The organism is Halohasta sp. A2 (genome assembly GCF_056175805.1).
This window is the reverse complement of record NZ_JAQFWV010000038.1, coordinates 1-21,674: the sequence shown is the minus strand read 5'-3', so window position 1 is coordinate 21,674 and position 21,674 is coordinate 1. Positions and strand designations below refer to the sequence as shown.

Genomic DNA, 21,674 nt, shown 5'->3' with positions numbered 1-21,674 from the left:
CGATTAGTAGTCCTCGCGGCCGGTCGACGACGGTGGGGACATCCAGAGCAGTTGTCTGATCGACGCATTGTCGGATTTGTACCACGCCCAGACGTAGACCGCCGGCGGCAGCGCGACGATGGCGGCGAGATACGACAGGAAAACGCTGAGCGCCATCAGCAGGCCGAACTGGCCCAAGATCGGCGTGATCGCCAGCAGTAGCGCCCCGGTTCCGATCGATGTCGTCAACATCGCTCCCGTGAGCGCGCCGCCGGTGCCGTACAGACAGACGACCAGACTCCGGTAGGCGTCGCCGTCGACCCGATACTCGTCGATGAACCGGTGAGTGGTATGAACCGAGAAGTCGATGCCGATGCCGATCGTAATCGACAGGATCGTCGCGGTCAGCGCGTTCAGTGAGAGACCGAGCGCGCGCATCGAGGCGATCAGCAGCGTGATCGAGACGACGATGGGAAACAGGTTCACGAGTCCGAGCAGGGGCTCGCGCTCCAGGAGCCAGTAGACGAAAATAAGGAAGATGGCTGTCAGCACCAGTGCAATCGCGAGGCTCTGGAGTGCCGACTCGAAGATGATGTCCGAGACCGCATCGAAGACGACGATGCCGCCGGTCGCGGTCGCCGAAAACCGGAAGTCGTCGCTGTACTCGCGGGTATCTTCGGTTACCGTCGATTGGGAGGCATCCGATTCCACATCGAACTCGACCTGAGTGGCCCGGCGGTCGTCGGTGAGATACTCCTCGGCGCGGTCGCCCGACTCGGAGGCGAACAACTCGTCGTAGATTTGGTTGAGATTCCGATCGGGAACGCCGTTTCCGTCACGGTCGTTTCGGTCGACGAGGTCGGCGAACTCCTCGTCACTGTCTGCCTGGTCGTCGATCACCGACAGAATGCTTTCGGCTTCGGCATCGCGATCTTCGGAGACGTAGCTGTCGGGCGGGTCTTCGAGTGCCCTATCAAGCGATTCGAGCGAGTGCTCCTCTTCGAAGGGTCCCTCGATGTAAATGGTCGCGCCCTGTTGCTGGTCGGTCTCGAAGTTGTCGTCAAGATAATTAATGTTCTCAGTGACGGTGTACTCGCCGGGAGCAAAGGGCTCGGGTAGTACCTCAATATACCCAGGGAGCTCTTCTGGTGGCTGGAAGTCATCGGTATCGAAGCTCCGGTCGACCTCCTGACCGTAGTCGGCTGCGCCCGCGCTCACGAGTAAGAAGACGAGGACGAACGCGAGTGGTGCTCTGTAGGAGAGTTTCGCCGGGAGTGCGAGTAGCCGACCGAGCGCCGACTCCTCGGTCGCCAGCGGTTTGGTTCCGAAGGCGGGTAGGTTCAGACGTTCGCGCTGTTGGTCAGCGAACAGTTTTGCGGCTGGCAGAAACACGCTGAAAATAAAGAACGTGAAGACGATGCCCATTGCGGCGACGATCCCGAAGTTCTGGATCGGCCCCAGCGAACTCGTGAGATTCGACATAAAGCCGACGATCGTCGTCATCGTGACGATGCCGAACGCGACGATCAGCTGTTCGTTGGCCGTCGCCATCGAGTCGACCGCGTTATACCCCTTAGCACGTTCTTCGCGGTAGCGATTGATGATGTGAATGCCGAAGTCGATGCTCACCGCCGCCAAAAGAACGGGCACAGAGATCATGTTCTGGTCGAACGGGATCCCGACGTAGCCGACGAAGCCAAAGGTCCAGACGAGTGTCATCACGAGTGCGGCCAGCCCCAACACGAGGTCGAACGGATCGCGGTAGGCGATGATCAAAAACAGGAGAATCAGCCCGAGCACGACCGGAACGACGATTGCCAGCGAGTCGCCGATGATGGTCTCGTTTTCGGCGGTGATAATGCCCGAGCCGAACACGCGAACGTCACCGCCCGCGTCCTCGGCGACCGGCTGCATCCCTACCTGGACGTCCCGCAGTTCGTCGTCAGTGTCCTCGCCGCTGGGAAACTCGTGTTGCACTGCGGTGATCGAAGCGGTTGCAGTTGCTGACTCCTCGTTGAAATCCTCCGAGAGCCCCGCCTCAAAGCCGGGGTTTTCGGCGTTCTCGCGGATCGCTTCGCGGATCTCGGTCGGGGTCGCCCGCTCGACGGCTTGGCGCTGTTCGGCGGGCGTTTCGGCCTCGGGATCGAGCGTTTGGGCGATCGTCGACGCGGGGCCAGATGTGGAGTCGACCCGAAGGTCGCCGCGGCGCTCAACGGTCTCGGCGACGAGCAGGCTCCGTTCGAGCTCGGTCTGAGAGAGAACGTTATCGCTGGTCTGGATGAGCTGTGTCGATTCGCCGCTATCGTCGAAGGGGCTTTCGAACTCGTCTTCGACCGCATCCAGCGCCTCCTGTTCGGGCGTATCCGAGGTAAACGAGTCCTCTGAGTCGGTCTCGGTCGTGATCAGCGCCAGGCCGCCCGCCAACACCGCCGTGATGAGCAGAAAGCCCACGATAATCGCCAGCGGTCGCTCTAAGACGAGGCGATTGACGCGCTCGATGGCGGGATCAATATCGAGGCCCGGCTCCGACATCTATCGGCCTCGGTACCAGACGTAGCCACCACCGACCGCCAACAGCGAGACGATCACGGTCACGATCGGTCCAAACGAGCTCAACGGCCCCTCTTCTTCGGCTTCGAGAACGTCGATAGCCACGCGGTAGCTATCCGAGATTCGGCTGTCGCCATCAGCGTCGTCGTAGCGGAAGTCGAGGGTGACGGGGCTGGTTTTGGGCGTCGCGCCGCTTTCGGCGCTGAGTTCGAAGGTGACCGTCTCGGACTCGCCGGGTTCGAGTTCCTCAATGAACCCCTCGTCGTCGCTGCTGTCGAACGGCGAGTCGGTGAACAGTTTGGGCTCGATGTCGGTCAGCGTCTCGTCGCGGTTGTTGGTGACGTTGACCTCGAACTCGATGCTGTCGCCCGCGGTGATCGAACGGTCGACGACGTCGAGTTCGAACTCGTCGCGCTCGTCGGCGATGTCGGCGCGGAACTGCGGGTCGGTGTCATTGGCGGCGATGCCGTTTTCGTCGCGGTACTCGACCGGCAGATCGAACAGTTTAGGCACTGGCTCGGCCTCACTGCCGACGTCGATCGGGATGGTGAACGGCACCGACTCGCCTGCCTCAATGTCGCCGACGGCGACGCTGGTTTCGAGCGGTTCGAGGTTCGTACTTTCGGAGGGGAACTCGACCTCGGCGTTGGTGACGTCCTCGCCGCCGATGTTTTCGACCTCGCCGCTGACTTCGCCCTCCTCGCCTACGCGAAGGTCGCTGTCGACGTCGGTGACTCGGAAGTTGGCGTTGTCGTCGACTTCGATTTCGACGGTGTAGTCTTTTGAGGTGGATCGCTCTTGTGCAGTCGGTGAGCCACCACCTCGGCGGTTCTCACTGGCTTGGGCTGTCCATCGGTAGTCGACATCGACATCGAGGTCATAGGTGCCTGGTTCGGCGTCATCCGGAACCTCGATCTGAATTGGTACGTCTGTGGGTTCGTTCTCCGAGACAGAGCCGACCGACTGTTCCTCGCTGGTCACGGTTATTGGATCATCGTCGTCATCCATCTCAGCGTCGACGATCACGTTACGCGCCGTGGTTACGCGCTCGCGATTCGTGTCTTGGCCCCGGTCGAGATCACCTTGGTTGTCGAGTTGGAGCGAAAACTCGGTCTCTTGGCCCGGAGCGATCGTGTTGTCAGGGGTGTACACTTCAATGTCGGGTTCGCCACGCACGAACACCTCTGATTGGCCCGCCGCAACGCCTGCCAGCGCGAGAAGCATCGTCACGAGCACCGCACAAATGATGGTTCGTCGAGTGTTCATTGGGTGGTCTTGCAGTTGCTAGTCAGGAGACTCGGTGTCGACACCCGGTTAGTAACTCGCTCTGGCATATATGTTAAACATGACTGGAGAAAAAACGATCTATTATACTTGTCAGTGAGCCATCGTTGAACAACAGAACCAAATTGCAAGGAATGCTGGCGCATGTGTATTGTATACAGTAAGTGCGTATCCTACGAAAGTAATTGTGAAATTTTGAATTCGTTTACTGTAGTTTATTTCATCAATTCCGGAGTATCTCACGTTTCGCATGATTGCTGTGCGACTCGATTCGGATAGAATCTCCATCAATGAGGGTATACAGTGACTACTGCAGGCTCCATCGAGTGGCGATTTACACAGCTGTCACTCGAAGACGGAATCGAACGCTGTGGCTCCGAGCGGGTCGAACGTCCCTGCAGCGACGTTCTCGGCGACATGGTCGACAGCGCGCATTCCGACGACCGAGCAGGTGACTCCCGGTGCGCTCCGGGCGAAATTGACGGCTCGCTGGGCCGCCGTATCGCCGGCTAACTCTGCTGACACTGCCGGCGGGAGCCCCGCTGCCAGCTCGCCCTGTCCGATTGAGGCACTCGTGACGACCGACAGCTCCGACCGGTGGGCGTATTCGAGCACACTGACCGGACCATCGGGTGTCGGCTGTGCGGTGACAGTAAAGGCGTCGGCCATCTCGACGTTGAACGGAAGCTGAAGCGCTCTTAGACCGTGGCTGTCGACGCCCAGCGAGTCAGCGGCCGCCTGTGCCCGATCAATCACCGCGGGTAGCGAGAGATACCGTGGATGTGACGGTGGCACGCGAAACGCTTGCCACGTTGCCAACCCGTAGACGCCGATTTCGCCGACGGCTCGCCGTCGCTCCAGTAGCTCGAACGCCGCTTGGAGCCGATCGTACACCGTCTCGCGATCGGTCTCTATCAGCTGGGTCTCAGGGGTATGCAGATAATAACAATCAATGGTATCGAGCTGGAGATTCGACAGCGACCGGTCGACCATCGCGTCGATAAAACGAGGATCCAGCGAGTGGCTTCCCTGCACGAGCGTCTCGGGATCGACCAGCCCCGTCTCGACGAAGCGCTCGCTGACGTACCGGCTGGGATCGGCGGGCCGGTCGCCGTCGAAGGGGACGAACCCCCCTTTGGTCGCTACCACGACCTGATCGCGATCGATCTCGGTCTTCTGGAGGGCCTCGCCAACGACGCGCTCGCTACGCTGGCAACGGTAGTTCACCGCCGTGTCGACGTGATTGATTCCGTGTTCGAGCGCGTTCGAAATAGCCGCGCGGTAGGCGTCGTCGACCGCGTCGGTCGGCTCACCGAGATAGGTACCGATACCGATAGACGAACAGACGCCGGGTGGAAACCGCCGGAAGTAGGTTCGGCCGAAGCTCTTGCCGAACCGATCACGGTAGGCCCACGTTCCGTCTGCGGTTGCCATACACACGGTTACCGACGACTCCGAATAAACGTGCGTCTTTCAGATGTCGCCCGACATCGACGAAAACAGCCGGTCGATCAGCGCCTCGCGGGGAACTTCTTCGCCACCGACGGTTTCGCCGCCGTCCGACAGCTGGGGCTGGGGGGCGATCTGGCCACCGCCCATGCGCGCGTGACCTCCGGCGCTGGCGTTCGAGATGCCCTCTGTCACGCTTTCGAGCACCCGGCCCATGTGGACCCGGTCGTCTCTCGAACGTCCCGAGAGGTGTACCGTTCCGTCCTTCTCGCCAGCAATGACGACTGCGGTCACACCTTCGAGACGGATGATCTCGTCGGCGGCCTGTGGAATCGCATCCGCGTTCGAGACCGGCCCCACATCACAGACCGCAAACGATCCTTTGATCCGTCGACCCGCGATCGCACGAGCCTTGATTTCGAGGACTTCGGCATCAACCTCCGGGTTGGCGATCCGGTCGAGTTGGTTCTGATCGACGCCCGAATACAGATACGACGCCGCCTGAAAGTCGACCGTCCCAGCGCCGACAGTTAGGTTCTTGGTATCCGAGAGAATCCCATAGAGGAGTCCGGTTGCCGCCGCCGACGGGAGGACGTACTTCGAACCGGTTTCGCTCGCATGTTGTTCGGCTGGCACCGGAACCGCGCCAATGTCCTCGAAGTATTCGGCGATAATGCTCGAACAGGCACCGTAATGAGTTCGGACGTCGGTAAAGACCTCGCCAGTTCCGTCGCCGGGGTGGTGGTCGACGACCGCGAGCGGGAGAATGCCTGCGGCTCCGGTAAAGCCACGCGGTGTATTGTGGTCGACCAACACGACCGCTTCGGCCGCGAGATCGGTGACGTGGTCGATGTTGTCCAGTTCGAGGTCGAGCACCGTCCGAAACGCACGGTTTTCTTGGTGTCTGATCTGTCCGGGATACTGTATCGTCACCTCGGTGTCGAGTTGTTCGGCAAGCGACGCGACGGCGGTTGCCGACGCCATCGCATCTGGATCGGGGTTCGGATGCATGAGGATGGTGACCGCCTCCTGGTCGGCGATGAGCTGCTTGAACCGCTCGCCGTTCGACTGACGGAGCCACCGGTAGATGATGGCGGCCGCTCCCACCACCCCCGCTATGGCAACGATCGCAACGAACAGCTCGGTTTGAGATTCAACGAGATCGTTGAGTACCGGGAAGATCCCGCCGACGGCCACCTGCTCCATATGTTCTTAGTCAGGATCATTCAATAAGAAGGTTGTCAGAGTTTACGTCGGGTAGGAAAGGTCAAATATGAACTGCGTTGAATGGTCGACCCGTAGCCTGTGCCTACCACAAGACGGAGAGCCGTCTCTTATGCGATAGTAGCAGCAGTCCGCCAGGCCCGTAGGATGCACTTACTCCGACTCGGGGGTTCGGTAGGCGTCGACTGCCGCGCGGTAGCCCTCTCGAAACGTCGGGTAACGCAGTTCATATCCGAGTTGGCGGAGGTACGTGTTCGAACACCGTTTGCTTGTCAGGATCCGTCGCCGCGCCGCCTCCGAGAGCCCATCGTCCGAAAGCCGCTCTTGTTTCGTCCGCTTTGGTGGACTATCAAGCCCACATTCGGCCGCGAGCCAATCTGCGAACGTCCATTTATCCACCGGCTCGTTGTCGGTCACCAACACCGCCTCGCCTCGCGCGCTGTCGGCGGTCAACAGGAAGGCGACCGCCCCTGCCGCGTCCTCGCAGTGGACCATATTTAAATACCCTTCGGTGACTGGCCCCTCGATATACCGCTTGAGTCGGTAGCGATTTGGGCCATACAGTCCCGAGAACCGGGCAACAGTGCCGTCGATTCCGAACTCAGCGCTCCGCTCTCGGGCGATCCGTTCGGCTTCGACGAGCACCCGGGTTTTCTCCGTCGTCGGTTCGAGCGGCGTCGACTCGTCGACCCACTGGCCGTCGTGGTCGCCATAGACGCCGGTACTCGACGTATAGACGAGTCGATCAGGTGGCGACGCTCGCTCGCCGTAGTGCTCGATAACGCCATCGAGCGCGTCGACGTAGATCTGACGGGCCGCTTGAGCGTCTCGCCCACCGGACGAGGCAGCGAACACGAGCCAGTCGGCCGATGGGAGAGCCACGACCGCTTGACGGTCGGTGAGATCGGCCTGGTGGGGGTTGAACCCTGCGTCCTCGATGGCCGCACAGCCCGACTCCGAGCGCCGGACGCCGATCACTTCGTGGCCAGTTTCGGTGAGTTGACGACCGAGTTCAACGCCGATGTAGCCACACCCCAGAATGACAACGCGGTGGGAGTCGACCATCTCAGGGCTCCCGGTCGTCGATTACTGACTGAATGGCCGCCAACTGCGCTATGGTCATTTCGGTGCGACCTTCAATCGCCTGCTGGACCTCTTGGGCCGACAGATCCGTCTCGATGTTCGCCGCGATGGTGTCGACGTCAAGCACCGCGGTCGTCATTCCCATGAGCAGGTGATCCCGGAGTTCGTAGACGATGGCCTCGGCGTCGGGCGTTTCGTCGCCAACCGCGAGTATTGCGGCAGCCTCGCTCACGGTGAGTGTGGCTTCTTCGCCCGCGGCGATCGCAGTGATTCGTGTTGCGTCGACGCCGCTTTCGTCGACAACACGATCAGTTCCAACTGATTCGATCGTCGATCGAACTGCGTCCATATAGCCGGCCCGGAGCGCTGCAGGTGAGCGGTCCGATAGCTGATCAGCGACCTCGTGTAACATACCGGGCATTCTCACGCCGAAAGCAAAACGATTGTCACTTCCAGCTTGGCGATTGGGGTCGGTGTGGGGAACATTCATGCAGTCCGCGTTTTCATCTACTGATATGAAAGCAGTACTCGTTGGTATCGGACAGGCCGGTGGAAAACTCACGACGGCGTTAGCCGCGTTCGACGAACGGATGGGGTTCGGTGCGGTTCGCGACGCACTGGCGATCAACAGCGCCTCGACCGATCTCACATCGGTTCCGTTCGAAACGATGCTGATCGGTCAGGATCGAGTCAAGGGTCAGGGTGTCGGCGGCGACAACGAACTCGGCGCGGAGATTATGGAGTCGGACCTCGACGAGGTCATGGGTGAACTCAGCGGTCGGATTTCGGCCGAGACCGAGGCGATCTTCGTTGTCGCTGGCCTCGGTGGCGGAACCGGTTCAGGCGGCGCTCCCGTGTTGGTCCGTCGACTCTCGAAAATCTACGATCTTCCCGTCTACGCGCTCGGCGTCCTCCCTGGTTCCGACGAAGGGGCGCTGTATCAGGTCAACGCCGGGCGGTCGCTCAAAACGCTCGCCCGCGAGGCAGACGCGTTGTTGGTGATCGACAACGACGCCTGGAAAGCCTCCGGCGAGAGCCTCAGTGACGGGTATGCGGCGATTAACAAGAACATCGCTCGACGCGTGGGGCTCTTGTTGGCTGCTGGCGAATCGACAGAGGGCGTCGCCGAAAGCGTGGTCGACTCCAGCGAGATAATCAACACGCTCCGAGCAGGTGGTATCGCCACGCTCGGCTACGCTAGCACGCCAGCCTCGGAGGATCCGGGCGAAAACATCAACGTCATCACGAGCACGACGCGAAACGCCATGCTGACAGGGTTGAGCCTCCCGGGGGCGACGACCGCCGACACCGCGTTGCTCGTGATCGCTGGCCAGGCCGAACGCATCTCACGAAAGGGTGTCGAAAAGGCGCGCAAATGGGTCGAGACCGAAACCGGGAGCATGCAGGTCCGCGGCGGCGACTTCCCGATCGACAGCAGCCGACTGGCCTCGCTGGTGCTGTTGGGTGGGGTCGAACGCTCGGGACGCGTCGACCGGTTTCTCGCCCGCGCCGAGCAGGCCGCCTCAGAAGTAGCCGAACTCGACAAAGCGCCAGATAACGCCGACAAACTGTTCCAGAACGACGAACTCGACGGCCTATTTTAATTATTTCAGGAGGCTCGCGCCGTCGAACTCGGTGCGGTCGTAGTCGATCTCCATCAGATCGAGAATCGTCGGTGCGATATCGAACAGATCGGCGTCCTCGATGTTCACTGTGGGATCGTCGACCAGTAGTGTCGCGTTGTCGAAGCTGTGCATGCCGTTGCGCGGGCCGATGTCGAACACGTCGTCGTGGCCTTTGAAGCCGGATTTGAGATCGAAGCCGTGGTTTGGAATCGCCACCAGATCCGGCGCGATGTCGGCGTGATCGCCGCGGAAGGCGACCTCCTTTTCGACAACGCGCTCGCAGACTGGTGTGCCGTCGGGGCCTTCGAGCGCCTCTAACTCGGCTTTCAGTTCGTTGCGGACCGCGTCGTACTCGTCTTGGGGGACGCTTCCGCGTGGCTCGCGGCCTTCGAGATTGATGTAAAACCGACCGGGGATCAGCGAGTACGCGGTGGTGTCGTCGGCGATGTCACCGAGTTCGTTGTGTTCGTCGCCCTCGTAGGAGAGCCAGCCTTCCTTCTGTAACCACGTGTTGCAGTGGACTTCGTGATCGAGGCTGGTAAAGCCGTGATCCGACGCGATCACGAGCGTCACGTCGTCGGCCAGCAGCTCGCGGATCTGGCCGATGTAGGCGTCGAGTGCCTCGTAGAACTCGAAGAAGGCCTCCTTGTTCGGGCCGTCGTGCTCGTAATCCTTGAACAGGAAGTGGTTGACCCGGTCGGTTGTCATGAAGACGCCGAAAAACAGGTCCCAGTCGTCAGCTTTGAGGTAGTGTTCGAACGCCTCGTACCGTTTGTCCATCGTTTTGTGGGCGTGGTCGACGAACTCGGATTTGTCGTCTTTGTGACCGAGTTTGGCGTTGACATCGATCAGATAGCCACCCGATTCGAGCGTCTCGCGGAGTTCGTCGGGGTAGGCGGCCTTGTCGACGCCGGGCGACAGAAAGCCCGAGACCATCCGCTGGACGTTTCGTTGTGGCGGGAACGTCACGGGGACGTTGAACACGCTGGCGTTGCGACCCTCTTCGGTCACTCGGTCCCAGATCCGGGTTGCCTGGACGTCCTGGCCCATCGGCACGTAGGTGTCGTACGAGCCGATTTCCCGGTCCTGAAAGCCGTAGACGCCGGTTTCGCCGGGGTTGACGCCCGTCGTGAGCGCGGGCCAACAGGCGCTCGACTCCGGCGGGACGATGCTGTCGATGGCCCCTGCCGACCCTTCGCTGGCGAGAGCGGCGAAGTTCGGGAACCGATCTTTGTGTTCCGACAAAAGCGTAAACGGCACGCCATCAATACCAATAAAGGCGACGCGAGGTGCGTCGTCGCCGCGCAACCGATCAAACAGACCCATGGATGCTGATACTGTTGATTGCCTTAAGAATCTTCAGTTTCAGGGTGATTCACGACGGTTCCTATGACAGACCCTGAAACTGACCGGACGGTTAGTCGCCGTCGACACACCGAAGTACAAGCCGAACCTACCGGTGGCCGTGCAGGAGTACCAACGAAAACAGCTGCTCGAACGCGTTGGTCGGGATGGCTCAACGGTCGGCGTACAGATTCCCGAATCGATCGAGATTCAGGGCCAGCAGTTGGATCTCCGGACCTTTGTGTTCGAGATCAAACGGCGAGAGGCGATCCCGCCGGGCGAGCGCGAGCGCGTCGACCAGGCCAAGCGAAACCTCCGCCGCGAGCGTGTCGAGCGACTCCAGCGAATCGAAAACAACGAGGTGGGCTACGAGGAGGGCGAGGAAATCGCCGAGTCGATTATCGGCATCGACCGGGCGCTCAACGCCTTGGATCAGTTGGGGCCGGTCGACCTCGAAGCCGAGGCCAAGCGCAGTCACGCGGCCGACCAGAAGCGATGGTCGAGGTTCCTTAAAAAAGCGCTCGGCCACGAGGACTCGAACAAACGAAACCGGCGGTAGTCTCGGCACTCAGTTGTTTACTTGTTCAGTTCGGCCGTCGACTGCTCGGCCTCTTGTGTAGCATCGTGATCCACAACGCCGCCGAAGAGGTCATCGGTTGCACACCGCTCGCAGTAGAAGTTGTGATCCAACCCATGGGTGAGCAGTGGAACCCCTGCAACGACCGTTTCGTCGCGTCGACGCCGGAGCAGCCCGCTGCGGCCGCGCTTCCCACAGACCACACACGGCTCGCTGTGTCCCTCTGTCGGGTGAACGATTCGGTGGTCGACCGTTTTACGCCGCCCGAACGAGGTGAGTGCGTGTCGGCGGTCGAGCCGACGGTTGACCGGCGGGAGAATCCCGAGGCCCCCGGCGAGAAACACGAGACCGATACTCCCGAAAAGAAGGGATCCACCGTCACTGATGGTCGCCAGGAGTAAACCCAAGCCAGCCAGCGCGGTACTACCGCCGACGATATACGACGTACTGTCGGTCGATTGTTCGGCTTCGAGGGTAGTGCTGCCAGCCTGTGTCGTCGGCCCGGGCGGGCGAGGCTGTCGACCGTCACCGATCGAGAGATACCAGTATTCGGCCAGTTTCGCGTAGTGGTACCAGCCGTAGATGATGTTGCCGACCCCGCCCGTAAAAAGCAGCAGCAGGATGTGGACCGGAATCGAACCGATGTCGCGATCGACGAGCGTGACCTGGCCGCCGTGTTCGGCTTTGCGTTCCCAGCCCGCCTCGATGTGGTCTCGAACCCGTCGTTGGAACGCCTCGCGCGTCTCGCCGCGGCTCGTTTTGGCTCGTCTCCTATCGGTTATTGGCCCGAATTGCCCGTGTCCACAGTGCGAACAGAACTCGTCGCTGGCTTCTACGGCTTCGCCACAGCTGGGACACGACCACTCGTCGACTGGCGCGCCACACTGCGGACAGAAGTTCGCCCCTGCGTCGACAGCACTCCCACAGCGCTGGCAGTCTCGTGGGTTCGAGCTGGCCGGACACATGCGGTCTCTCTAATTGTCTCGCTGTCAACTATTCAACGTTTGGTTAGCCGACACGACTGGGAGCTAAATAGTCGGAAAGCAAACGAAAACTCAACAGATGAGCTACAACGACGAAATCGCTCGCCTGCTGTACGAGTTCGCTGACCGGCTCGAAGCCGACGGCGTCGAGTACAAGCCAAACGCCTACCGGCGGGCGGCCGAAAACATCGCCGACCACCCCGAACCGATCGACCAGTTGGCGATGACCGGCCAGGAGGCCGTCGAGAAAATCGATCGGGTGGGCGATGCCATCGCCTCGAAAGTCGTCGAGTACGTCGACACCGGTCGTATCGCCGAGTTGGACGAGCTCCGTGAGGCGATGCCCGTCGACATGGCCGCACTGACGAGCGTCGAGGGCGTTGGCCCGAAAACCGTCGGCAGGCTGTACACCGAACTCGACGTTACGGACCTCGACGAACTCGAAGCCGCCGCCGAGGCCGGAAAAATACAGGAACTCTCGGGATTCGGCGCGAAAACCGAACAGAACATCCTCGAAAACATCCCCTTTGCGCGCCAGAGCCAACAGCGCGAGCGACTCGGTGACGCCCGACCGATCGCCGACAGCGTGCTGGCGTATTTAACTACGGTCGACGCCGTCGAGCGATGCGAGGTGGCGGGCTCGATCCGCCGCTGGAAGGACACCATCGGCGACGTCGACGTGCTCGTCGCCAGCGACGACAGTGAGGCGGTCGTTGAGGCCTTCGGCATGTGGGACGAAGCCGACGACGTGATCGAGGCTGGCACGCACAAATCCAGCCTCCGCGCGAACGACGTGCGCGTCGATCTCCGGGTGGTCGTCCCCTCGGAGTTCGGCGCGGCGCTGCAGTATTTTACGGGGAGCAAGGATCACAACGTCCGGCTGCGAAACGTCGCCATTAGCCAGGAGCGAAAGCTCAACGAGTACGGCGTCTTCGACGTTTCGGGGCTCGACGATCCCGAGGCGTCGACCACCGAGGACGCCCGCCGCGAGGGGGTTCGAATCGGTGGCGAAACCGAACGGGAGATGTACGACGCGCTCGGGCTGGCGTGGATTCCGCCGGAGCTCCGCGAGGACACCGGCGAGATCGACGCGGCCGCCGAGGGGTCGCTTCCCGTTTTGGTCGAGGTCGACGAGGTCCGTGGCGACCTCCACACCCACACCGAGTGGTCGGATGGCCACCGTACGATCCGTGAGATGGCTGAGGCGGCCGCCGACCGCGGCTATTCGTTCCACGCGGTCACCGACCACGCCGCCGGTGCGGGCATTATCGAGACAATCGGTCTCTCGGACGACGACCTCCGCGAGCAGGCCGACGAGATTGCCGCTGTCAGAAACGAGGTCGACATCGAACTGCTCCACGGCGTCGAGACTAACATCGAAGCCGACGGCTCGCTTTCGACCGACACGGACGTACTGGCCGACCTGGACGTGGTGGTGGCCTCACCCCACAGTGCGCTGGATCAGGACACCGAGGCCGCGACTGAACGCATCTGCGAGGCGATCCGAGAGCCAACGGTCGACATCATCGGCCACCCGACCGGCCGAATGATCAACAACCGAGAGGGGCTCGCACTGGATTTCACCGCGGTCGCCGAGTGCGCCGCCGCCCACGAGACCGCGCTGGAGGTCAACGCCAACCCGCTCCGACTCGATCTCCACGGTGCGGCCGTCCGTGCGGTCGTCGAGGCCGGCGGGACGATCGCGATCGACACCGACGCCCACAGGCCATCGACGTTCGACAATATTCGATATGGCGTCCAGACCGCCAAACGCGGTTGGGCGGAGACGGCTGACGTACTCAACACGTGGGAGGTCGATCGGCTCCGTTCGTTCCTCGAAAAATAGCGTTATCGCGACTGCCAATCGTCGCAGGCGTCCATATCGTCCATCAGTTCGTCGTGGTAGGCGCAGTAGGGTCGAATGCCTGTGTCCGTGCGAACGTATTTGAACTGGACACAGCTCCCGCAGTAGCGATCGACCGACGGCTCGGCGGGTTCGGTGGTGTTGAACTGTTTTGGTTCGCTGCGGTGCGGCGACCCAGGCCCGATTCGGTCGACGCCCACCGGGGCTGAGTCGGCGGTGGTCGCCCCCGACGCGCTGGCTGTGTCGTCGAGCGGCGAGCGGATTCCGTTGGCGGTTGCACCGCCATCGCCGGTCGTCGAATCGGTCGACTGTGGGTTGGTGTTGGTCTGGGTTTCGACCTCGCCGTCGGGTGTCGAGCCGAAAAAGCCGACGCCGCCGAGCCCACCGAGTTCCGACCGGTCGACCTCGACGGTTTGAGTTTCGCCCTGGCGGGTGACCTCGACGGTGACCGTGCCGCCGGGGTTGTTGCGAATTTTGAAGTTGGCGATCCCGACCAACAGGCACCAGATGGTCGTCAGCGTTCCGAGCGTGTAGATGCCAGCTGTCGGCAGGGTGAGATCGCCACCAGGGTTCGCGCAGGTGGTGCCGATCCACTGGCAGGGGTAGGCGTGCGCGAAGATGGCGACACCGAACATCGCGAGCGACGCACCGACCAGCGCGGCCGTTCGGGTCCGTCGGTTGGCTGGGAGGACGGTAAAGACGCCGAGAATAACTGCGGGGAGGCCGACGCCGCCGAGAATGCCACCCATCCATCGCGTTTCGCCGATCGAGTAGCCCAACCCGGTCAACAGCCCCGAGCCAGCGACGATGATCCCAGCGCCGAGCAGCACCGCGCCGACGAGAAAGAGGCCGACGCCCAGATAGAGCCGGTGTCGACCCTGTTGTGAGGCCACGCTCCCCTCGTAGGCCTCCGATAGATCGGTCATGTGACCGGCTATGTAGCGGGGATACAAAACAGTATGTCAGACAGTCACCGACAGCGAATGAACGGTGACGCCGACTATATAAACCGTCTCGATCCATGATCGAAAGCATTAGGCACTCGCTACCGAAGATAGGGGTATGTCAGACGACGAGGAAGCCGACTCGGAGCCAACAGTCCAACTCGGTGAGGCCCCAGCCGTCGAGGGCGCACCAGTCGCCCGCGTCGCCGCTCGACTCACGTGGCCCCAGACACACAGCGACATCGTCGAGAAGGTCGGCGACACCGAACTGCGGACGCCCGATGGACCGACACCAGTCGCCGAAGTTCTCGACTCGGTCGACGTCTCGTACTTCGACCGTCGACAGACGTTTGTCAACGCCGTGTACGATGTGATCGGTCGCGAGCCGGTCGCCACCAACTAATCCCCTCGCTTTTGAGTCTCGCCCACTAATAACAAACTATGACACTCCCATTCGATCCCGCAGCGGTCGACCCCGAAGACTTCGGTGAGAAGCAGACAACACTCGAAATGGGCCACACCGAGGCCATCGAGCACGTCCGGACGGTCTGTGCCGACGCTGGGTTCGGCGTTCCGGTCGAGTTCTCGCCATCGGATATGCTCAACGAGAAGGTCGACGCCGACCGCGACCCCTACTACGTGTTGGGGGCATGCAATCCGGCAATTGCAGACCGCGCGCTGGATGCCACTGACAACCGACTCGGCGCGCTGATGCCCTGCAATATGATCATCTGGCAGGAGGACCCGGGCGTCCAGCGCGTCTATCACGTCTCCATTATGAAGATCGCCCGCTTGCTCGGGATGGCAGTCGACGACGAAGCGATGGAATCGATCATTGCCGACACCGGTGAGATGGTCGCAGCCGTGTTCGAACAGTTGGACGACCAGACTGCATAGCTTCGGAGCGGCGGCTTTTCTATCGTGTCGATTCGGTGACCGAATCGCGAACACTGCGCGCTGCGTCGCTCACAGCGTCGACTCTGGACGAATTTGGGAGAGAGTTTGGGCGAATCTCGGCGTCAGTCGGGCCGAATCTGCGACCCACTCCGGAAATAGTTCAAGCGGTGAGTTGACGTCTGGATGGATGCACATGTCGAATCAAACGCGGCGCAGAGTACTGCGATCGATCGGTGGCGTTGCACTGGTCGGGACGCTCGCGGGATGTACAGGTGGCGACGCCGAGTCCGACGAAGAAACCGAGGAGTCAGACGAAGAGATGGACGACTCCGAAGAGGAGATGGACGATTCGGAAACCTCCGAAGACTCCGAAATGGACGCACGACTCCGGGTTGCCCATCTCTCGCCGGATGCGCCCAACGTCGACGTCTACGTCGACGGTGATGTGGTGCTCGAAGACGTCGCCTACCGGACTGTCAGCGAGTATCTCGAACTCACCTCGGGCACCTACGAGGTCATGATCACCGCTGCTGGCGATTCGGAGACGGTCGTCTTCGACGAGGAACTGGAAGTGCCTGCTGGCGACTTCACCGCGGCCGCCATCGGCGAACTCGAAGAGGAGAACGAAGCGTTCGGCCTCGAAGTGTACGAAGACGATCTATCCGATCCTGAAGACCAGGCCCGCGTTCGGCTCGTTCACGCGGCACCCGACGCGCCAAGCGTCGACGTCACCGTCGACGGCGAGCCGCTGTTCGAGGACGTCGCCTTCGGCGAGGCCGGTGCGGTCGATGTCGACGCCGGAACGTACGAACTCGAAGTCCGACCCGCCTCCGAGGGCAACGACGGCGACGTGGTCGAGACGTTCGAGGTCGAACCCGAAGGGGGGATGGTCTACTCGGCGTTCGCGGTGGGCTACCTCGAACCCGACGACGCGCCAGCCGACGAGCCGTTCGATCTCGAAGTGGTCGTCGACGCCGAGTAAGCCGCTCGGTGAATCAGGCAAGCGACATATTTAGGCGGCCACGTGCCCCAGGTTGGGTGTATGGAGGCCGTCCTGTGGTACGTTTTGACTGGTACCCGGGGTGGCCCGAACCGCGTCCGTATTCTTCGGGCGGTCGACGACCGGCCACGGAACGCAAACCAGCTAGCCGAGACGTTGGCGCTCGATTACTCGACGATCCGTCATCACCTGGATGTACTGCAGAAACACGGCGTCGTCAAGAAAACGGGGGACAACTACGGCGCGGTCTACTCGCCGACCGACGGGGCGAAACAGAACTGGGGTCTCATCGAGGAGATCGCCGAGGAGCTACCACTATGAACGCGACGACGCACACAGGGCCACGAACAGGGTCGACACACACAGGGGCACGAAGATGACTGACTGGATAACGATCGCACAGGTCAGCGTTCTACTGAACGTACTGATGCTGTTCGTTCTGACGGGGATCTGGGCGAAAAACTACCGAGCGTTCAGATCGAAACACGCCATCGGACTGGCCATCTTCGGAGCCGTGCTGCTCGCACAGAACGCCCTGACGCTGTACTTCTACATGTTCCATCCGGTGCTCGCCTCGTGGTTTGCGACTGATATGCCGCCGCAGGCCTGGACGGCGAACATCGTGGTCCACGTCTTCCAGACGATCGCGCTGGGATTCCTGCTGTGGGTCACGTGGGACTGATTTTATAAAAACGCGTCCAGCCCGGACTGTCGACCCGCCGCCATCGTCGACTGTCGACGGAGGTGGGCCATCGACACCGGAAGGAGGTCGACGATCTCCCGAATTGCTGCGTCGAACGTCTCGCTTTCGCCGCGTTCGCCCTCAAAGGCGTGGCGAATCGCCTCGCGGATCTGCCAGACGCCCACTGGCCCCCAGTACTCATCGGAGACGTGCCGGAGAACGAGCACTTTCGCCTGTCGACCGACGCTGTCGAGATGTTCCAACACTGCCAACCGAGCGGCGTAGTAGGCACCTGCGGTCTGGTCGACGTAGCTCGTGCGGCCTGCATTCCCCTCGTAGTCACTGGCTAACCACATGCCTGCCTGCGGATCGGGGTTCCAGACGCTTCCCGGCGCTTTGAACTCGACGAGCTCGTACTCCCATTGGCCCGGTGCGAGAATTATCCAAAAGCTGTTGCCCAAATACTCGTTGTGGAACACCGAGACGGTGTCGACGCTCGGTGCGTTCCGGCGCTTGCCGCGGAGGTACTGGCCGACCGTGTCGTCGACCGCGGTGATCGACCACCGTGTCGGAACCAGCCGGCGGTTGTCGCGCTGGCCGAGTGCGCCCGCCGACAGAATCGTGTTGATCTCGTAGACGTCGAACCCCCGATTGTACAGGTAGTTCATCGCGCCCGTGGCGGCCCAGTCGTCGTCTTCGAGCGTCTTTTTAATCGGCTTGGGTACGTGGGGATTCTCGGTGAGCGTCGCTTCACGTGCAGTCGCCCGGGGACCAGTCGGCGTCGACACGTCACCCGGTGACAGCCCCAACTCCAGTTTCGGGCTGCCGTCGAGCCCCACTTCGATGCCGACTGGTCGGTCGGCGATGGCGACCTCGCGCTGGACGCCCAGAAACCCGTCCCAGGCATCGTGGACGTTCGTCTCGACCGGCGTCGACTGGCTGGCATTCAACAGCGACGTTCGGCGCTCGAAGACGTCACCGATCGAGACGCCCTCGGTGTACCACTCGCCGCTGGTGGCGAACTGGGCAGCGTCGGCCTCGTTTCCGACCGGCGATAACAGCCCAGTGGAGACCTCGGGATAGCCAGACCGACCCACGAAAATCGAGGGCGAAACGCTGCCGAACTCCTCGGTTTGGGCAACGTCAGCAAACCGGTCGCCGACACCATCGAGGCGGTCGAGAATCTCGTAGGACTTCTCGTTGGCGAGACGCCTGCGCTCGGCGCGGTCGCCCTCCTCGTACTCGATGAACTCCGACAGGCGCATTCAGTCGACGAACGGGCCCTGCGGATTTCAACATTCGGTCGCTCCCGCCAGTTCGTCAGGAACGCGATATAAATACTCTGCGTGAGACGGGTCGATCGGCCGCTTCAAACCGCTCTTATCACCAGTTGACCAGTCGCCTCAGTCGACGCGCTCGGCGAACGCGAACTGCGGTTTGACGTCGGTGATCCGAACCGTGATTGTCTCGCCGGTTTCGGTTTCGGGAACGAAGACGGTGAACTCCTCGACTTTCGCGATGCCGTCGCCCTCGCTGCCCACGTCGACGATCTCGACGTCGAGTTCGTCGCCGGTGCTCACCGGTGCCGTCAGGCGGTGTTTCCCGATGAGATACACCTCCGAAGAGCTGTCCCGGGAGGCGTCCGGGGTGTACGTTCGCACGTATTGGAACTCCTCGTCGATTTCGGCTTTGAGATCGTCGAGATCCTGCCCCTGAAACACCTTGACCACGAAGTCGCCGCCGGTGCCGAGATGCTCTGCGGCGACCTCGAAGGCCTGTCGGGCCAGATGGACCGACCGGGCGTGGTCCAGCGAGTACTCACCGGTCATGTTCGGAGCCATATCCGAAATCACGACGTCTGCACCCTCCTCGCCGATGAGTCTGCGAAGCCGGTCTTTGGTCCGATCGTCGGTCATATCGCCTTTCAGCGTTTCGACGGTGTCGTGATCCAACTCACGAATGCGCTGGAAGTCGACGCCGATCACGGTGCCCTGGTCGCCGACCTCCTCGGCGGCGACCTGAAGCCAGCCGCCGGGGGCCGCCCCGAGGTCGACGACCGTGTTGCCCGGCCCGAACAGCCCGACTTCCTCGTCGAGTTGTTTGAGCTTGTAGGATGCCCGCGAGCGGTAGCCCTGCTGTTTGGCCCGGTTGTAGTACTTGTCCTTGCCGCGTCCCATTAGCAACCCTCCGATGAATCAATCGGTGCCGGTATGGGCGTGTCGTTGTTCATTGACTGCGATAGCGCCGTGGGACGGAAAAAGAGCGCGATCATACGTCTGCACGTGGTTCGACTTGGACAGTTGCTCACTGAGCATCCTCTCTACCGACCGGTTTGTGATTGTTTGTCCACGGATTACCGACCGGTTTTCACCATATGAAAAACTGAGTTTGTATATGTATGAGTTTCCGCCATCTATGCAACTGAGGCCGATCACAATGGCAACCAACACTGAAACCCGATACGGTGGTACCGTCGCTGGACTAGCTCTCGAGGGCGAGGCCCACACGCTATCGGGTCTGTTCGCGGTCGTCCTCCGCGTGCTGATCGGGGGGATGATCCTCTTTGCAGGGATCGGCAAACTCCAAGAGTGGCCGTTCGACGCTGCAGGCTACCTCGCGAACACCGATCCGGCCAGCCCGGTCCACGGACTGTACGCCGCGATGGCAGCGATACCGGCGTTGATGGAGGTCGTCAACGTCGTCGTCCCGGTCACCCAAGTGCTGATCGGCATCGCGCTGATCGTCGGTGGGTTCGTCCGACTGGCGGCCTTCGGTGGAGCAATCCAGATGATGCTGTTCTACCTCGGCGGCTGGGAGGGCGACTTCCTGGCACTGTTCGGTGACACGCTCATCTACGCGGTCGTCTTCCTGACGGTTGCCGCACTGGGCGCGGGGCGAATCCTCGGCGCTGACGGCTACATCGAAGGAATTGAGGTCGGCGGCCAACCGCTACTGGAACGCTTCCCGAAACTCCGATACGTCCTCGGCTGAGACGGCTCGGAGACCGCTCCGTTTTTCGATTCCGTCTCTGTTTTCGATTTTGACTGGCGTACTACAGACGCCGCTACTTTGCTCAGTCGACTCAGGACTGTCGTCGTTAGTGCTCGTCGAGCGAAGACCGTAGCCCCCACAGCCGCCCCTCGTGCTCGCTGATCTCGAAGCCACACGCAGTATAAAACGGTCGAACCCGCTCGTCGAACGTGGCCGCCAATGGCTGCGGGGCGGCCCACTCGGCAGCCGCCTCAATCAACGAGCGGCCGACTCCCTGTGCTCGCCTCGCCGTGTGTACTGCAATCGCGAATATATAATACGACTGGGGCCACGGAACTACCTCGTCGGCTTCCTCCGGATGTATAAGCCCGACTGCGCTGACCGGTCGACCCTCGACACAGGCGACCAGTATACACCCCCTGCCCTCCGTTAGGCACTCGCTAACTCGGTCGACATCGGTATCGAGCAGCGCCCCGTCGAACAGCCGCATCACGTCGACCAGGTCCTCGGGGTCACCACGTCGGATTCGGTGGCTCACGCCTCGCTGGAGGTGCGTTTGTGGTCGAGTTCGAGCAACAGTCCCTCGATGGTCGGTCGATCCGAGGGGCCGTTGCCGACGTACGAGTAGATGATCCGGGGCTCGTCGCCACGCTGGTCGATCAGGACCGCCAGCGGCATCCGGCCCAATAGGTTGTGAAGCCGTCCGAGAAAGCCGAACCGGACGGGTTGGCCGAACCGCTCGGCTGTCTGGCTTTCGGGGTCGGCGACGACCGGAAACGGCAGGTCGTACTGGGCGGCCCACGCGGCGGCATGCTCTTTCGAGTCAGGCAACACCGAGACGACGACCGTGTTCCGTTCGGCAAAGCGGTCGTACCGCTCGGCGATTGTTTGGACCTGTTGACGGCAGTTGCTGCAGTGATAGTCCCGCTGAAACAACAGGAGTACAAACTCGGCGTCCAACGCATCGAGCCGGAGCGGATCGGGTCCCTCACCCCCGTTCGGGAGCGCTACCGAGAGATCAGTCGGCTTCGAGTACATACACCGACTCAGTCGTCGACCGATAAAAAGACGTGCTCTGTTGAATAGCGATCTATTCGGCTGATATCACGGGTTAGAAACGTGAAGCCGAGGAATTCGACTCTGCCCATGGAGATCGATCTCCTCGACTTCGTTGAGCAGTGTCGTCGGCTAGCTAAAC

22 protein-coding genes are annotated in these 21,674 nt (G+C 61.6%); 9 read left to right on the top strand and 13 right to left on the bottom strand.

The genetic code is table 11. The features are described from left to right. Positions 1-3: 3 nt before the first annotated feature. From O2S87_RS11595 to O2S87_RS11570, 6 genes are all read right to left on the bottom strand, one after another. Positions 4-2,511: an efflux RND transporter permease subunit gene (locus tag O2S87_RS11595; protein WP_475408952.1), complete on the bottom strand. Its 2,508-nt coding sequence runs from the start codon at positions 2,509-2,511 to the stop codon at positions 4-6. Continuing rightward, on the bottom strand, positions 2,512-3,795 hold the full coding sequence (locus O2S87_RS11590) for a COG1361 S-layer family protein (protein ID WP_475408951.1): 1,284 nt from the start codon (positions 3,793-3,795) through the stop codon (positions 2,512-2,514). It lies immediately after the preceding gene. A gap of 363 nt (positions 3,796-4,158) precedes the next feature. After that, complete coding sequence (locus tag O2S87_RS11585; protein WP_475408950.1) at positions 4,159-5,247, bottom strand: aldo/keto reductase; 1,089 nt, start codon at positions 5,245-5,247, stop codon at positions 4,159-4,161. A 39-nt stretch (positions 5,248-5,286) separates the two neighbouring features. Further along, the gene (locus O2S87_RS11580; RefSeq protein WP_475408949.1) at positions 5,287-6,468 is read right to left on the bottom strand and encodes a DHH family phosphoesterase; all 1,182 of its coding nucleotides are present in this window, start codon (positions 6,466-6,468) and stop codon (positions 5,287-5,289) included. Between the two features lie 171 nt (positions 6,469-6,639). Continuing rightward, on the bottom strand, positions 6,640-7,551 hold the full coding sequence (locus O2S87_RS11575; RefSeq protein ID WP_475408948.1) for an SDR family oxidoreductase: 912 nt from the start codon (positions 7,549-7,551) through the stop codon (positions 6,640-6,642). A 1-nt stretch (position 7,552) separates the two neighbouring features. Then, positions 7,553-7,981, bottom strand: a complete 429-nt coding sequence (locus tag O2S87_RS11570) for a DUF5791 family protein (RefSeq protein WP_475408947.1) — start codon at positions 7,979-7,981, stop codon at positions 7,553-7,555. Positions 7,982-8,084: 103 nt separating this feature from the next. Between O2S87_RS11570 and O2S87_RS11565 the strand changes: the two genes are divergently transcribed. Next, positions 8,085-9,173 (top strand): tubulin/FtsZ family protein, encoded by a 1,089-nt coding sequence (locus tag O2S87_RS11565; RefSeq protein WP_475408946.1) that lies wholly within the window; start codon positions 8,085-8,087, stop codon positions 9,171-9,173. On the opposite strand, the gene O2S87_RS11560 is transcribed toward O2S87_RS11565, so the two are convergent. Further along, complete coding sequence (locus O2S87_RS11560) at positions 9,174-10,520, bottom strand: alkaline phosphatase family protein (RefSeq protein WP_475408945.1); 1,347 nt, start codon at positions 10,518-10,520, stop codon at positions 9,174-9,176. 139 nt (positions 10,521-10,659) lie between these two features. On the opposite strand from O2S87_RS11560, the gene O2S87_RS11555 reads away from it, so the two are divergent. Next, positions 10,660-11,097, top strand: coding sequence for a DUF5788 family protein (locus O2S87_RS11555; RefSeq protein WP_475408944.1), 438 nt, complete (start codon positions 10,660-10,662; stop codon positions 11,095-11,097). Between the two features lie 17 nt (positions 11,098-11,114). Here the strand turns inward: O2S87_RS11555 and O2S87_RS11550 are convergent, their stop codons facing one another. Then, positions 11,115-12,080: a zinc ribbon domain-containing protein gene (locus O2S87_RS11550; protein ID WP_475408943.1), complete on the bottom strand. Its 966-nt coding sequence runs from the start codon at positions 12,078-12,080 to the stop codon at positions 11,115-11,117. 97 nt (positions 12,081-12,177) lie between these two features. Here O2S87_RS11550 and polX point away from each other — a divergent pair, with 97 nt between their 5' ends. Continuing rightward, positions 12,178-13,944, top strand: coding sequence for a DNA polymerase/3'-5' exonuclease PolX (gene polX, locus O2S87_RS11545; protein ID WP_475408942.1), 1,767 nt, complete (start codon positions 12,178-12,180; stop codon positions 13,942-13,944). 2 nt (positions 13,945-13,946) lie between these two features. Here the strand turns inward: polX and O2S87_RS11540 are convergent, their stop codons facing one another. Beyond that, entirely contained in the window at positions 13,947-14,888 is a 942-nt protein-coding gene (locus O2S87_RS11540; RefSeq protein WP_475408941.1) for a cell division protein CdpA domain-containing protein, read from the bottom strand. A 136-nt stretch (positions 14,889-15,024) separates the two neighbouring features. Here O2S87_RS11540 and O2S87_RS11535 point away from each other — a divergent pair, with 136 nt between their 5' ends. From O2S87_RS11535 to O2S87_RS11515, 5 genes are all read left to right on the top strand, one after another. Then, positions 15,025-15,309 carry a DUF5789 family protein gene (locus O2S87_RS11535; RefSeq protein ID WP_475408940.1) on the top strand — a complete coding sequence of 95 codons (285 nt, stop codon included), beginning with the start codon at positions 15,025-15,027 and terminating at the stop codon, positions 15,307-15,309. A gap of 38 nt (positions 15,310-15,347) precedes the next feature. Further along, positions 15,348-15,803, top strand: a complete 456-nt coding sequence (locus O2S87_RS11530; RefSeq protein WP_475408939.1) for a DUF302 domain-containing protein — start codon at positions 15,348-15,350, stop codon at positions 15,801-15,803. 193 nt (positions 15,804-15,996) lie between these two features. Then, a complete protein-coding gene (locus tag O2S87_RS11525) occupies positions 15,997-16,785 on the top strand; it encodes a DUF4397 domain-containing protein (RefSeq protein WP_475408938.1) in 789 nt (262 codons plus the stop codon). A gap of 60 nt (positions 16,786-16,845) precedes the next feature. Beyond that, positions 16,846-17,124 (top strand): winged helix-turn-helix domain-containing protein, encoded by a 279-nt coding sequence (locus O2S87_RS11520; RefSeq protein ID WP_475408937.1) that lies wholly within the window; start codon positions 16,846-16,848, stop codon positions 17,122-17,124. A 55-nt stretch (positions 17,125-17,179) separates the two neighbouring features. Further along, positions 17,180-17,485, top strand: coding sequence for a DUF8036 family membrane protein (locus tag O2S87_RS11515; protein WP_475408936.1), 306 nt, complete (start codon positions 17,180-17,182; stop codon positions 17,483-17,485). 2 nt (positions 17,486-17,487) lie between these two features. On the opposite strand, the gene nreA is transcribed toward O2S87_RS11515, so the two are convergent. Both nreA and O2S87_RS11505 read right to left on the bottom strand, forming a co-directional pair. Next, on the bottom strand, positions 17,488-18,750 hold the full coding sequence (gene nreA / locus O2S87_RS11510) for a DNA repair protein NreA (protein ID WP_475408935.1): 1,263 nt from the start codon (positions 18,748-18,750) through the stop codon (positions 17,488-17,490). Between the two features lie 138 nt (positions 18,751-18,888). Further along, positions 18,889-19,662, bottom strand: coding sequence for a 23S rRNA (uridine(2552)-2'-O)-methyltransferase (locus O2S87_RS11505; protein WP_475408934.1), 774 nt, complete (start codon positions 19,660-19,662; stop codon positions 18,889-18,891). 259 nt (positions 19,663-19,921) lie between these two features. On the opposite strand from O2S87_RS11505, the gene O2S87_RS11500 reads away from it, so the two are divergent. After that, positions 19,922-20,476: a DoxX family protein gene (locus tag O2S87_RS11500; protein ID WP_475408933.1), complete on the top strand. Its 555-nt coding sequence runs from the start codon at positions 19,922-19,924 to the stop codon at positions 20,474-20,476. 106 nt (positions 20,477-20,582) lie between these two features. Here O2S87_RS11500 and O2S87_RS11495 read toward each other — a convergent pair whose 3' ends face one another. Further along, a complete protein-coding gene (locus tag O2S87_RS11495; protein WP_475408932.1) occupies positions 20,583-21,014 on the bottom strand; it encodes a GNAT family N-acetyltransferase in 432 nt (143 codons plus the stop codon). Continuing rightward, positions 21,011-21,514 (bottom strand): peroxiredoxin family protein, encoded by a 504-nt coding sequence (locus O2S87_RS11490; RefSeq protein WP_475408931.1) that lies wholly within the window; start codon positions 21,512-21,514, stop codon positions 21,011-21,013. The genes O2S87_RS11495 and O2S87_RS11490 overlap by 4 nt, the downstream gene beginning before the upstream one ends. Positions 21,515-21,674 lie beyond the last annotated feature (160 nt).

Coding starts and splice junctions, on each gene's coding strand:
- O2S87_RS11540 (WP_475408941.1), bottom strand. CDS start 14,888: ATGACCGATCTATCGGAGGCCTACGAGGGGAGCGTGGCCTCACAACAG.
- O2S87_RS11575 (WP_475408948.1), bottom strand. CDS start 7,551: ATGGTCGACTCCCACCGCGTTGTCATTCTGGGGTGTGGCTACATCGGC.
- O2S87_RS11585 (WP_475408950.1), bottom strand. CDS start 5,247: ATGGCAACCGCAGACGGAACGTGGGCCTACCGTGATCGGTTCGGCAAG.
- O2S87_RS11490 (WP_475408931.1), bottom strand. CDS start 21,514: ATGTACTCGAAGCCGACTGATCTCTCGGTAGCGCTCCCGAACGGGGGT.
- O2S87_RS11565 (WP_475408946.1), top strand. CDS start 8,085: ATGAAAGCAGTACTCGTTGGTATCGGACAGGCCGGTGGAAAACTCACG.
- O2S87_RS11520 (WP_475408937.1), top strand. CDS start 16,846: ATGGAGGCCGTCCTGTGGTACGTTTTGACTGGTACCCGGGGTGGCCCG.
- polX (WP_475408942.1), top strand. CDS start 12,178: ATGAGCTACAACGACGAAATCGCTCGCCTGCTGTACGAGTTCGCTGAC.
- O2S87_RS11560 (WP_475408945.1), bottom strand. CDS start 10,520: ATGGGTCTGTTTGATCGGTTGCGCGGCGACGACGCACCTCGCGTCGCC.
- O2S87_RS11500 (WP_475408933.1), top strand. CDS start 19,922: ATGGCAACCAACACTGAAACCCGATACGGTGGTACCGTCGCTGGACTA.
- O2S87_RS11590 (WP_475408951.1), bottom strand. CDS start 3,795: ATGAACACTCGACGAACCATCATTTGTGCGGTGCTCGTGACGATGCTT.
- O2S87_RS11550 (WP_475408943.1), bottom strand. CDS start 12,080: ATGTGTCCGGCCAGCTCGAACCCACGAGACTGCCAGCGCTGTGGGAGT.
- O2S87_RS11535 (WP_475408940.1), top strand. CDS start 15,025: ATGTCAGACGACGAGGAAGCCGACTCGGAGCCAACAGTCCAACTCGGT.
- O2S87_RS11595 (WP_475408952.1), bottom strand. CDS start 2,511: ATGTCGGAGCCGGGCCTCGATATTGATCCCGCCATCGAGCGCGTCAAT.
- O2S87_RS11525 (WP_475408938.1), top strand. CDS start 15,997: ATGTCGAATCAAACGCGGCGCAGAGTACTGCGATCGATCGGTGGCGTT.
- O2S87_RS11505 (WP_475408934.1), bottom strand. CDS start 19,662: ATGGGACGCGGCAAGGACAAGTACTACAACCGGGCCAAACAGCAGGGC.
- O2S87_RS11515 (WP_475408936.1), top strand. CDS start 17,180: ATGACTGACTGGATAACGATCGCACAGGTCAGCGTTCTACTGAACGTA.
- O2S87_RS11570 (WP_475408947.1), bottom strand. CDS start 7,981: ATGTTACACGAGGTCGCTGATCAGCTATCGGACCGCTCACCTGCAGCG.
- O2S87_RS11530 (WP_475408939.1), top strand. CDS start 15,348: ATGACACTCCCATTCGATCCCGCAGCGGTCGACCCCGAAGACTTCGGT.
- O2S87_RS11580 (WP_475408949.1), bottom strand. CDS start 6,468: ATGGAGCAGGTGGCCGTCGGCGGGATCTTCCCGGTACTCAACGATCTC.
- nreA (WP_475408935.1), bottom strand. CDS start 18,750: ATGCGCCTGTCGGAGTTCATCGAGTACGAGGAGGGCGACCGCGCCGAG.